Source organism: Streptomyces sp. NPDC057654, assembly GCF_042800135.1.
Classification (GTDB): Bacteria; Actinomycetota; Actinomycetes; order Streptomycetales; family Streptomycetaceae; genus Streptomyces.
The window spans coordinates 1-11,958 of sequence record NZ_JBHVHQ010000184.1 but is presented as its reverse complement, the minus strand read 5'-3'; the positions used below and the strand labels follow the sequence as shown (position 1 = coordinate 11,958).

General features: G+C 71.4%; 11 protein-coding genes and 2 pseudogenes. 11 read left to right on the top strand and 2 right to left on the bottom strand.

The genetic code is table 11. From position 1 onward, the window contains the following. From ACFU99_RS16550 to ACFU99_RS16500, 11 genes and pseudogenes are all read left to right on the top strand, one after another. A partial coding sequence (locus tag ACFU99_RS16550; RefSeq protein WP_384391920.1) for a carbohydrate kinase family protein occupies nt 1–922 on the top strand: 922 nt, incomplete at its 5' end. A gap of 155 nt (nt 923–1,077) precedes the next feature. After that, nucleotides 1,078–1,989: an ABC transporter substrate-binding protein gene (locus ACFU99_RS16545; protein WP_384391917.1), complete on the top strand. Its 912-nt coding sequence runs from the start codon at nt 1,078–1,080 to the stop codon at nt 1,987–1,989. 29 nt (nt 1,990–2,018) lie between these two features. Then, nucleotides 2,019–3,068, top strand: coding sequence for a beta-ribofuranosylaminobenzene 5'-phosphate synthase family protein (locus ACFU99_RS16540; RefSeq protein ID WP_384391914.1), 1,050 nt, complete (start codon nt 2,019–2,021; stop codon nt 3,066–3,068). A gap of 42 nt (nt 3,069–3,110) precedes the next feature. Next, on the top strand, nt 3,111–4,088 hold the full coding sequence (locus ACFU99_RS16535; protein WP_384391911.1) for a phosphoribosylaminoimidazolesuccinocarboxamide synthase: 978 nt from the start codon (nt 3,111–3,113) through the stop codon (nt 4,086–4,088). Next, entirely contained in the window at nt 4,088–5,464 is a 1,377-nt protein-coding gene (locus tag ACFU99_RS16530) for an adenylosuccinate synthase (protein ID WP_384391908.1), read from the top strand. Before ACFU99_RS16535 ends, ACFU99_RS16530 begins: the two co-directional genes overlap by 1 nt. Continuing rightward, nucleotides 5,461–5,871 (top strand): annotated as a pseudogene (locus tag ACFU99_RS16525) (hypothetical protein); the annotation flags it as partial. The gene ACFU99_RS16530 and the pseudogene ACFU99_RS16525, both read left to right, overlap by 4 nt. Nucleotides 5,872–6,145: 274 nt before the next feature. Further along, nucleotides 6,146–6,655: pseudogene (locus ACFU99_RS16520) on the top strand (gamma-glutamyl-gamma-aminobutyrate hydrolase family protein); the annotation flags it as partial. Between the two features lie 108 nt (nt 6,656–6,763). Continuing rightward, nucleotides 6,764–8,020 carry an amidohydrolase family protein gene (locus ACFU99_RS16515; protein ID WP_384391905.1) on the top strand — a complete coding sequence of 419 codons (1,257 nt, stop codon included), beginning with the start codon at nt 6,764–6,766 and terminating at the stop codon, nt 8,018–8,020. Between the two features lie 12 nt (nt 8,021–8,032). After that, a complete protein-coding gene (locus ACFU99_RS16510; RefSeq protein ID WP_384391902.1) occupies nt 8,033–9,127 on the top strand; it encodes an LLM class flavin-dependent oxidoreductase in 1,095 nt (364 codons plus the stop codon). Beyond that, nucleotides 9,127–9,864, top strand: a complete 738-nt coding sequence (locus ACFU99_RS16505; protein ID WP_384391899.1) for a hypothetical protein — start codon at nt 9,127–9,129, stop codon at nt 9,862–9,864. The genes ACFU99_RS16510 and ACFU99_RS16505 overlap by 1 nt, the downstream gene beginning before the upstream one ends. Further along, a complete protein-coding gene (locus tag ACFU99_RS16500; RefSeq protein WP_384391896.1) occupies nt 9,857–11,152 on the top strand; it encodes a CaiB/BaiF CoA transferase family protein in 1,296 nt (431 codons plus the stop codon). Before ACFU99_RS16505 ends, ACFU99_RS16500 begins: the two co-directional genes overlap by 8 nt. A gap of 22 nt (nt 11,153–11,174) precedes the next feature. Here ACFU99_RS16500 and ACFU99_RS16495 read toward each other — a convergent pair whose 3' ends face one another. Then, nucleotides 11,175–11,735, bottom strand: coding sequence for a TIGR03086 family metal-binding protein (locus ACFU99_RS16495; RefSeq protein ID WP_384391893.1), 561 nt, complete (start codon nt 11,733–11,735; stop codon nt 11,175–11,177). Between the two features lie 46 nt (nt 11,736–11,781). Next, nucleotides 11,782–11,955: a hypothetical protein gene (locus ACFU99_RS16490; RefSeq protein ID WP_384391923.1), complete on the bottom strand. Its 174-nt coding sequence runs from the start codon at nt 11,953–11,955 to the stop codon at nt 11,782–11,784. Between the last annotated feature and the right edge of the window lie 3 nt (nt 11,956–11,958).

Below are 11,958 nucleotides of genomic sequence, written 5' to 3'. Positions count from 1 at the left end.
CTTCCGCGACCGTGCGGAGCTGGAGGCCGCGGTCGAGCGCCTCGCCGGCGGGCCGGTGGCCGCGACGGCGGGCGGCAGCGCGGCCAACACCTGTGTGGCGTTCGCGGCGAGCGGCGGGCACGCGTCGCTGCTGACGGCCTCGATGACGGACGGCCTGGCGCGGGCCATCGGCGCCGACCTGGCCGCGCGCGGCGTGAGCGTACCGCTGCCGCCGGGCGCGCACGGCGCGACGGGCGCCACCGGCCGATGTCTGGTGCTGCTCCTGCCCGACGGCGAGCGGGCGTTCCTCATCTGGCAGGGCGAGCCAGGGCGGCTGCGGGCCCTGCGCGACGGCGTGGCGGCCCACTTCGCCCGGCCACTGCCCTGCGACGCGGTGCTCTTCGAGGGGTATCTCCTCGCCTCCGACGAGGGGCTGGAGGTGGGCCGCACCGCCCTGGCCCACGCCTCCGCCATCGGCGCGGCGCGGATTCTCGCCCTCTCCGACCGGCGCCTCGTCCTGGAGAACCGGCAGCGCTTCGACGCCCTCCTGGCGGCCGGGGCGGACATCGTCCTCGGCAACGAATCCGAGGTCACGGCGGTCACCGGCAGGGCGACGGCCGAGGACGCGGCCGCCGAGCTGGCCCGGCGCGGGCTGCTCGCCGTCGTCACGCTGGGGAGCCGCGGCGCGCTCGTGCACGGCCCCGCCGGCCGCCATCTGCTGACCGGCGCGGAGATCATCCCCGCCCCGAGCGCGCTCGGAGCCGGCGACGCGTTCGCCGGGGGCTTCCTGTTCGGCCTGCTCTCCGGAGAGGAGCACCCCGTCTGCCTCACGCTCGGCGCCGGCCGGGCGCGGGCGGTGCTGAAGGTCCGCCAGGCGCGCGCACCCGTCCGGGGACCGACCGGAGGGCGGGCCCTGATGACGCGGACCGGTGAAATTCCATGACTTTTGCATCTGTAGTCCCGTGACCACTCCCGTGCGCCTTGAGACATTACTGACGGCGGAATTCTGTTCAACAGAACGCCCCTTGCTCCGACCGCATCGCTGTGTTTAGCCTGACCGGGCGAGAAAAACCCCTTTGTGAGAAGGAGATCGTCGACGTGACGACTACGGTTCGCACCGAAGGTATTGGTCCCTCCGCGGTTTTCGCACTCCCTTGGCTGGTAGCGGAGGAACACGGCTACTTCGCGGCCGAGGACATCGAAGTGGAATTCGTCGAGAACCGGGCCGAGCAGACTCTCACCGAGCCCGCCGAAGACCATCAGCTCGTCGACTCCATCCGCAATCACGTGCCCTTCGAGGAAGGCCAGGTCGACCTGTACCGGGCCTGTGAATGGGGGCAGATCAGGCGGGCCCACGACAGCCGACGCGGCGCGAAGATCATCGGCAAGCGGTCCTCCATCGCGGTCATGGCGCTGATGGCGGCCCCCGGCTCGCGCTACACCTACCCGCAGACGCTCGCGAACGCTCCGATCGCCGTGAGCTTCCACAACGGCAACCACTACGCGGCGATCCAGATGCTGGAGGGGTTCCTGACGCCCTCCGAGATCAAAACGGTCGGCTATCACACCATCGACGGCTACCACGCCGTGAAGAAGGGCGAGGCCGCCGTCGTGGCGCTGTCCGAGCCGTGGATCGCCCTGGCGGAGAAGCAGGGCTTCCAGAAGGTCATCGAGACCCACTACGCGGGCCTGGAGCTGGCCGCGCCCGACTTCGACCCCGCCGTGTACGCGGCCTGCAACCGCGCCATCGGCCGGGCCATCGCCGACATCGACGCGGACAAGCGCCGGTATCTGCACTACCTGATCGACTCGCTGCCGGAGGAATTCCACGGCGAGCTCACCCCGGACGACTTCCACCTGCCACGGCTGCGCTATGCGGAGCCCGCCCCGTACACCCGCGAGGAGTTCGAGAAGTCCTACGCGTGGATGCAGCAATGGGGCCTGATCGAATCCGGCGCCGCGTATACGGACCTGGTCGTCGAACTCCCCGGCGCGGACGCGCTCAAATAACCGGCGCACCGCTTCGCGAGGGAGAGAATATGTCCGGGACAGATTCGCAGGAATGGGGCGTGCGTATCCGTACGGGATGCCGCGTCAGTTTCACCCTCATCGACCTCAACGGAGAGACCGGCCGGCGCAACGGCATGGCCTCCATGGCGCTCCGCTCACCCGGCTTCGAGGCCCTGGTCCTCCCGGCCGCGCACAATACCGTCGAGACCGACGAGAACGGATCGGCCCACGCCGAGGCCGTGACCGCGCTCCTGGACCGGCTGCGCGCCGCCTGGGACGGGCCCGCCGCGCGCGTCGTCATCACCAAGGGGCTTCCGCCGCACACCGGCTTCGGCTCCGGCACCACCACCGCGGTAGCGGTCGGCAGGGCGTACGCCCAGTTCACCGGCCGGCCGATCGACGGCGCGGAGATCGCGCGGGCAGCGGGACGCGCGGGCACCTCGGGCGCCAGCCCCAACCTGATCGAGCGCGGCGGCTTCCTCGTCGACGGCGGACACCGCAACCCCGACGACTTCTCCGACGACCCGAAGCGCTACCTCGTGCCCACCCGGTACGCGGGCGGCGGCCGTCGGCCCCCGGTCCTGATCTCCACGCAGTTCCCGTCCTGGCCGATCCTCGTGATCATTCCCAACGGCCATCAGATGCACGGCGAGGTGGAGCGGGAGTTCTTCGCCCGTACGCTGCCGATCCCCGCCGAAGAGGCCCGGCGCACCGCGCACGCCGTCCTGATGAACCTCGCCACCTCCGTCATGGAGGCCGACTACCGGGCCTTCTGCGAGGCGGTCAACTTCCTCACGTACGAGAGCTACTTCAAGCAGAAGCAGATCGACATGCAGTCCGACCAGGTCAAATTCCTGCTGGAAGAGGCCCGGAACGGCAAGGAGATCGACGCCATCGCGATGAGCTCCGAAGGCCCCATGTGCTACGCCTTCACCCGCCGCCCGCAGGCCGCGGTGGAGCGGCTCGGCGAGCTGCGCGACAGCGGCGTGGTGCGCGATTTCTGGTTCAGCGGCGCGCGGAACGCGCCCGCCACCGTCGAGTGGATCCCCGCCCTCGACGACCTGTCCCTGATCGACTGACGGACCCCCTGGTCGACCGACCGCGAGCGGGAGGACAGCGCGTTGCCGAAGAGGTATTCGACGAAGAACCTGGTCGCCCAGCGGGAGCCGGAGCCCGGCCGGAGCGGGGTGGGGCTGTTCGAGTTCACCGACGACTACTCCGTCTTCCACTACGGAAAGATGCCCGACCGCATCCCGGACAAGGGAGAGGCGTGCTGCCGCATCGCGGCCTTCAACTTCGACCTGTTCGCCCGCGCGGGCATCCCCACCCACTACCGCGCCCACCACCCGCCGGGCCGACTGGAGTTCACCCTCCTGCGCGTCATCGACCCGCAGCTCCAGCCGCTCGCCCCCACCGACGTCAACCACCTGATCCCGCTCCAGGTCATCTTCCGCAACATCATCCCGCCCGGCTCCTCCGTGCTCCGCCGCCTGGCGCTCGGACGGCTCGCGCCGGCCGACATCGGACTGGCCGCGCCGCCCCGGCCGGGCGCCGTCCTGGACCGCCCGGCCATCGAATACACCACCAAACTCGAAGAGATCGACCGCTTCATCGACCGCGGCGAGGCCGCCAAGACCGGCGGCCTGGACGGCGACCAGCAGGCCGCCCTGGAGGAGCGCACACGCGCCGTGGACGAGATCGTCACGGAGCACGCGCGGAGCGTCGGCCTCCTGCACGCCGACGGGAAGGTCGAGTTCGGCCGCGACGACCGGGGCGATCTGATCCTGGTCGACCACGCCGGAACACCCGACGAGGCCCGGCTGCTGCTCGACGGGGCCCACGTCAGCAAGCAGGTGTTCCGCGACCACTACGCCGCGAGCGGCCTCCAGGACAGGGTCGAGGACTGGGTGCGCGAAGGGCGCCCCCGCGCCACCTGGCCCGCGCCCCCGCCACTGCCCGGCGACGTCGTGGATCTGGCCGCGGAGATGTACCGCTCCCTGTGCGAGACCTGGACCGGTACCCGCGTATGGGGCGCCCGGCCGCTCGACCAGGTCGTGCGCCGACTCGCGGACGCCGTGCCCGGCCCCGGCGGTGCCTGATGGACCTGGTCATTGTCGGCTGCCAGGCCGGCGACGAGGGCAAGGGGAAGATCACGGACCTGGTCAGCGAGGGCGCGTACGCCGTCGTCCGCTACCAGGCCGGCCCCAACACCGGGCACACGGTCGTCGTGGACGGCGGCGAGCACCGCTTCGTCCAGGTTCCCGCCGGGGTGCTGCGCGGCGCCGTCGGCGTGCTCGGCAGCGGATGCGTCATCGACCCCCGCTCGCTGCTCACGGAGCTGGCCGGGTTCCGGGACGGCGGACTCGCCATCGACCTGCGCATCAGCGAGTCCGCGCATGTGATCTTCCCGTACCACATCGAGCAGGACATCGCCCAGGACGACTGGCGCGGCGCGGAGCTGGCCACCTCGGCGGCGACCGGCTTCGCCGACGGCACCGGCCGCATCGGCACGACCCGCCGCGGCGTCGGCCCCTGCCGCGAGGACAAGGTCGCCCGCATCGGGCTGCGCCTCGTCGACCTGCTCGACGAGAAACTGCTCAGCGCCCGGCTCGCCCGGATCGTCCCGCTCAAGAGGGCCCTGCTGGAAAAGGTCTTCGGCCGGCCGGACGGCAAGGAGCCGGTGGCCGACGAAGTCGCCCGGCTCATCGAGGAGTACGGCGCGGCGGGCCGCTCGCTGGAGCCGTACCTGTGCGACACCTCGCACTGGCTGCGCCGGGCGCGGGCCGCGGGCGAGTATCTCGTCTACGAGGGCTCGCAGAGCTTCGGCCTCGACCTGGAGCAGGGCACGTACCCGTACGTCACCAGCGGATTCACCGGCGCCGCCGGAGTCACGGTGGGGACCGGCACGTCACCGGCCCAGCGGTTCGCGGTCCTCGGCGTCGCCAAGGCGTACATGGTCCAGGTCGGCGGCGGCCCGCTGGTCGGCGAACTCGACGGCGAGGCGGCCGAACACCTGGTCAGCCGCGGCCGGGAGTGGGGCACGGTCACCGGCCGCCGCAGGCGCGTCGGCTGGTTCGACGCCCCCATGGTCCGGCGCGCCATCGAGGTGGAGGGCATCACCGAACTGGTGCTGACCAACCTCGACGTACTGGCCGGCCTGGACGAGGTGCAAGTGATCACGGGCTACCGGGTGGGCGGACGGACCGTGGACGCCTACCCGGTACGGCTGCGGGACGCGGCGGCCGCGACCCCCGTACTGGAGCGGCTGCCGGGCTGGTCGGAACAGGACTGGAGTGACGTCGCGCGCCGGGGCGCGGACGCACTGCCGCCCGCCGCCCGTCGGTACATCGACCGGCTGGCGGCGCTCCTGGACGTACGGATCGTCGCCGCGGGCGTCGGCCCGGACCGCCGGGACACCGTCCCGCTCACCGCGACCTCGCTGCTGTCCCGGCTGTCCCAGCCGTCCCGGAGATGAGCCCGCGCCCGGAGACCCGGGCGCGATACCGACGAGGCGGGTGTGCGGACCTGATGGCAGCGGAGCGCGGCGGCGAAGAGCCGCCGGCCGGAGGACAGTCATGTCGACGGATGAATTCACCACCGCGGGCGGGGTGCACAGTCCAAGTCCACGCCGCGGAAAGCGAATTGACCGCTGTCGTCCGCGAACCCGTGCCCGGCTTCGACGAGGAGGGCCGCAGCCGCCAGCCGTCCGTTTTCTCCGTCCTGCGCGCCGTGTGCGACTTCCTGCACTCGTCGGCCGACCCCTATCTCGGGCTGTACGGCGCCTTCGGCTACGACCTGGCCTTCCAGTTCGAGGCGGCCCGCCTCCGCCTCGCCCGCCCCGACGACCGGCGCGACCTCGTCCTGTACCTGCCGGACGAGCTGATCGTCGTCGACCCCGGCCGGGGCGTCGCCGAGCGGCGGCGGTACGAATTCCGGTCCCAGGCGGGAGCGACCGGCGGGCTGCCGCGCGGCGGCCGGCGCACGCCCCGCACCGTGGGCGGGCCCGTGGCCGAGAGCACCCCGCGCGGCGGCTACGCGGACCTCGTCCGGGAGGCGAGGCGCGCCTTCGGCCGGGGCGACCTCTACGAAGTGGTGCTCACCCGGCTGTTCTCGCGGCGCACGGAACGCTCACCGGCCGCCGTCTTCCGCACGCTGCGCGCCGGAGGTCCGTACGCTGCGCGCGCCGCTGTCCGAGGAGCGGCTGGCGGCGGAGCGCCCGGATCTGCTGGTCCTCTCGCCCGGACCGGGCCGTCCGACGGATTTCGATACGCGCCGGACGCTGTCGGCCGCATTGCGGCTGGGCATTCCCGTATTCGGTGTGTGCCTGGGACTCCAGGCGATCGTCGAATACTTCGGCGGCGGCCTCTCGCTGCTTCCCGAACCGGTGCACGGAAAATCGTCGCCCGTCGATGTCGCGGGCGGCCGGCTGCTCGCCGGGCTCCCGAATCGATTCGCGGCCGGGCGCTATCACTCGATCTTCGCGGCGCAGGTGCCCGAGTGCCTGGAGATCACGGCGAGGACGGCGGAAGGGATCGTCATGGCGGTGGAGCACCGGAGTATGCCGGTGGCAGGGGTGCAATTCCATCCGGAGCCGATCCTCAGTCTGCGCGGGGAAGTCGGGCACCGAATCATTGAAGCAGCACTGCGCGAACTCGTGTTGAAATGATAAAGTCAACAATACGGAGTGAAGAGCCCTCCGCCACGAAAGCGAACTTCCGAAAAGCCGTTTTTCCTGTCAGGAGAACCGCGGACGTGGTGGAGGAAGGGGCGGGACGTGGGTGAGCAGCGCGTGAACCGATGTCTGATAACAGCCGAGCGGGTCTGGGACGGCACCGCGCCCGAACCGCTCCGCGAGGGCTTCGTCCGCGTCGAGGGCGAGCTGATCACCGCCGTCGGACGCCGCGCCGACCTCGGCCACGACGCCGCGGACGACATCCTCCACATCGACCTGCCCGGCGCCACACTCCTCCCCGGCCTCATCAACGGCCACGCGCACATGGCCCTCTCCGGCTCGGACGCCCCCATCCGCGACTACCGCCGCGAGGCCCGCGCCGGAGACGCCGCCCTGGCCGTACGGGCGGTGCGCAATCTGCGGTCCTCCGTCGAGTCCGGCGTCACCACCGTCCGCGACCTCGGCACCGTCAACGAGGTCGCCTTCCCGCTGCGCGCCGCCGTCGCCGACGGCCTCGTACCGGGCTCGCGCGTACTGGCCACCGGCCGGCCGATCACCGTGACCGGCGGCCACTGCCACTGGTTCAGCCATGAATGCGACACCGCCGCCGAGGTCCGCGTCGCCGTGCGGCGCCAGGTGCGCGACGGCGCCGACTGGATCAAACTCATGCTCAGCGGCGGCAATCTGACCCCCCGCAGCAACCCGCTGCGCCCCCAGTACAGCGCCGAAGAGGTCCGGGCCTGCGTCGAGGAGAGCGACCGGCTCGGCGTGCCGGTCGCGGTCCACGCGTATGACCCCGTGAGCATCCGCCGCGCGGCGGACGCCGGGGCGCGCACGCTGGAGCACTGCCTGTTCGAGACCGAGCGGGGCATCGAGTACGACCCGGCCACCGCCGAGCTGATGGCCGAGCGCGGCATCGCGTTCGTCCCCACCATCAGCGGCGCGATGCACCGGATGCGCGATGCCGCGCCCGGCATGCCCTCGCCGGTCGCCGCGCGGTTCCACAAGAAGCAGGTACAGATCCGCGAGGTCTTCCGGAATCTGCTGGCGGCCGGGGCGCCCGTGGTCGCCGGATCGGACGCCGGAGTGCCCCAGCGGCGATTCGACGGATATCCGGCCGACCTCGCCGCCCTCGTAGGGGAGGACGGCATCGGAATGACCGCGCGCGAGGCGCTGACGGCGGCGACCTCCAAAGCCGCGGAACATCTGGGAATCAGTGATACGGGCGTTCTCGCGCCGGGCAGGCGGGCGGATCTGCTCGCGGTGCGGGGTGACCCCCTGAGCGATATCAGCGCCATCGTCCAGCCCATCGTGGTCCTCGCCGGAGGAGTACGGGTGCTAAGGCCCGCGGGGGCCTGACAGGAGCGGCACATGAAATTCGGAATCTTCTTCGAGCTTTCGGTACCGCAGCCGCTGGCGCGCGGTGCCGAGACAAAGTCCTATCAAGACGCGCTGGAACAGTGTCGATTGGCCGACGAACTGGGATTCACCACGGCGTGGGCGGTGGAACACCACTTTCTCCAGGAGTACTCCCACTGTTCGGCCCCCGAGGTATTCCTGACCGCCGCCGCCATGACGACCGAGAGGATTCGGGTCGGCCATGGCGGCGTCGTCTGCGTACCGCAGATCAACCACCCCATCCGGGTGGCGGAGCGGGCCGCCGTGCTCGACATCGTCTCCGGCGGCCGCCTCGACGTGGGCACCGCGCGGGCGTCGACCATCACGGAACTCGGCGGCTTCCTGGCCGACCCCGACAGCACGAAGATCTCCTGGGACGAGTACGTCCATGTGCTGCCCAGGCTCTGGACCGAGGAGCGCACGGCCTACGAGGGCACCACGTTCTCCTTCCCCGAACGGCCCGTCGTCCCCAAGCCCGTACAGGACCCGCACCCGCCGCTGTGGGTCACCGTGACCTCGCCGGGCACCGAGCGCGACGCCGCCGACCGCGGCATCGGCTGCCTCGGCGTGGCCGCGGCGAGCTTCAAGGAGCAGGAGGCGCGCACCGCCGACTACCGCAAGCGGATCCAGCAGTGCGAGCCCGTCGGAGCGGTCGTCAACGACCAGGTCGCCACCATGAACTACCTCTTCTGCCACGAGGACGACGCCGTCGCGAGCCGCGTCGGCGGGGCCATGTTCACCGGCTTCGGCCTCCTCAACAGCCATCTGTTATGGGCCCGCGAGGTCTACCCCACACCCGCCTACCGCTCGCTCGGCAATCTGGCCGCGGGGAGCGTCGCGCAGATCCGGCACGACGACCCCGGCGAGCAGCGGCCGATCCCCGACGGCATCGCGATCGGCAGCCCCGACCAGATCATCAAGGCCATCGGGATCTGGGAGTCCATCGGCGTCGACGCCATCAACTTCCTGCTGAACACCACCGATCTGGTGCCGCAGGAACAGGTGCTGGAGAGCATGCGGATGTTCGCCGCGGAAGTCATGCCCCACTTCGCGAAGGAGACGCGCTGATGCTCAGCGGCACCGCGAACCCCGAGGCGCTGGCCGCCGGCGCCCCGTACGTCGCCGACCTCGCCACCGAACCCCTCGTCTGCCGCGGCGTGGAGATGATCCAGGCCGTGTACGAGGTCCACAGCGGGGCCCGGCTCGACCTGCTGCCCCCGGCCCTGCACCCCGTCAACCCCCCGGCGATCACGCTGACGGTCTTCACGGCGCGCGAGAGCGAGGCCGGGCCGTTCGCCCTCGCCGAGACCCGCATCGTCTGCCGCAGCGGCGTCCGCAGCCGCGGGTTCCAGGTGTCCTGCTTCGTCCAGGGCGCCGAGGCCGGGCGGCTGCTCGCCGACCGGTGGGGATACCGGACCGAAGCGGCGGAGGTCGACGTGCGCCTGCGCCACCTCGGCGCCTCGGCCGTGGTCCGGCGCGGCGGGCGCCCGGTCCTCGACCTGCGGATGCTGCATCCGCAGGGCATCTCGGCCGCCGACGTGCAGTTCACGGACACCATGCAGCTGGCCCGGACGCCCGGCGGCAGCCGGCTCGTCCAGGTCGAGCGGGCGTACGCCATCGAGTCGGTGGAGCGCGGCCTTCCGCGGCTGCCCGTGTTCGACTCCGCCGCGTGGGGCGAGCCGCGGCTGCGCCCCACGCAGCCGGTGTCCGCGCTCGCGCTCACCGGCGAGCTGACCATCCGGCCGGTCCGCTTCGTGTGCCGGGCCGACATCAGCGCCTTCGAGGGGACGGAACGAGTTGGCTAGCCAGCCGAGTTCGCCGGACGAGCCCGTACAAGCAGCGCAGCCGGACGAACCGGCCTACCTCAAAGGGCACGCGCGGGCGGCGCCCATGCAGGCCGCGCCCGCCGGGCCGCTGAGAGGGGTCCGGGTGGTGGACCTCACCCGCGCCGTCTCCGGCCCCTTCTGCACCATGATCCTCGCCGACCTGGGGGCCGAGGTGATCAAGGTCGAGCCGCCGGCCGGCGATCTCCCGCGGTTCGCCGGACCGTTCACCAAGGACGACACCGGACGGCAGATCGGCGGCCTGTTCGGCAGCATCAACCGCAACAAGCGCGGCATCGTCCTCGACCTGACCACCCCCGCCGACCGTGAGACGCTCCTCAGGCTCGTCGACACCGCGGACGTCCTCGCCGAGAACTACCGGTCGGGCGTCATGGAGCGGTGGGGCCTGTCCTACGAGGCGCTCCACGAACGCAACCCCCGGATGGTGTACGCGTCGATCCGCGGCTTCGGCGACCCGCGCACCGGCAGCAGCCCCTACGGGGACTGGCCTGCGTACGACGTCGTCGCGCAGGCCATGGGCGGCATCGTCAGCATGACGGGCGCCGACGCGGCGGAGGCCGTACGGGTCGGCCCGACCATCGGCGACCTCTACCCGGCCGCGCTGTCCGCGATCGGCATCGTCTCCGCCGTGCTGCACGCGCGCGAGACCGGGCAGGGGCAGATGGTCGACGTGGCGATGGTCGACTCGATCGTCTCCCTCTGCGAAACGGCCGTCTACCGCTATTCGTATACCGGCGTCGTGAGCCGCCCGACGGGCAACAGTCATCCGCAGCTCGTGCCCTTCGACATCTATCCGACAAAGGACGGGAAATGCGCGATAGCCGCGCCGACCCCCAACCACTGGAAGATCCTCTGCGATGTCATCGGCCGCCCGGAACTCGTGGGCGACGAACGGACGGAATCCAATGGCGCGCGCGTCGCCAACGCCGAATTCGTGAAACAGGTGGTGACCCAGTGGACGGCCGAGCGGACGACCGCTGAAATAGCGGAAATACTGGGCGGCCACGTTCCGGTGGGCCCCGTCAACGACGCCGCGGACCTCTTCACCGACCCCCACGTCAAGGCCCGCGACATGCTCGTCGCCGTCGACCAGCCGGACGGCGCCCGCCCGGTGGTGTTCCCCAACTGCCCGATCCGCTTCACCTCGACCCCGTCCGGCGTCTACCGGCGGCCCCCGCTGCTCGGCGAGCACACGCAGGAGGTGCTGGCCGAGCTCGACGCCGAGGGCGGAGCGGCGGAATCGCCGTAGCGACACCGCCGCCCGGACGCTCTCAGCCGCGGCGGCCCGTCAGGGCCAGCAGTCTGGCCTGCGGGTCGTCGGCGGCCGGGGCCGGATCGAGTTCGGCGAAGCCCCACTGTTTCCGCAGCTGCGGACGCGCGTCGAAGATCGCCGTGCACGCCTCGACGAGCTCCGCCGGCAGCCGCGGTTCCTGCCCGGCCGCGGTGCCGACGTCCCAGCCGTGGATCAGCACGTCGATGAAGCGCTGCCGGGCGTAGACCCGCCCCGGCCGCTCCCCGTACGAAAGGGGCCACAGCCGCTCCATGGCGTCCGCGGCCGCGAAGGCCCCGGCAGCGGCGGTGGCCGAGGCCTCATAGGCGGCGACGGGGTCGCCTTGGAGCAGATCGCCGTCGAGTTCCTTCCCGACGTCCTCGATCGTGCGGCCCAGACCCAGTTCCCGGACCCAGAAATTCCCCGCCACCAGGTGATTGACGATATGCCGTATGTCCCACCCCGCGCAGGGGCTCGGCGCGTCCCATTGGTCCGCACGGACGGCGCCGATGAATTGGCCGGTCGAGCGGAGCGATTCCTCGTGTAAAGCCCGAACATCCATGGCAGCACAGTAGGCGATTTCCGCGGCGCGCCCCATGGGATTCGCGCTATTCGGGCTCTGTCACACGGTCGAGAATCCGCTGAATCGACCGGTCGTACGCACAGGTCCGGCCGAACGCCTTCGCCGCCAGCTTCCGGCGGAACGCCGGGTCCACCGCCGCCACTTCGCCCCCGGCGGACCGCAGGGCGCTCAGCACCCCGCCGTAGTCCGACGGATCCACGAC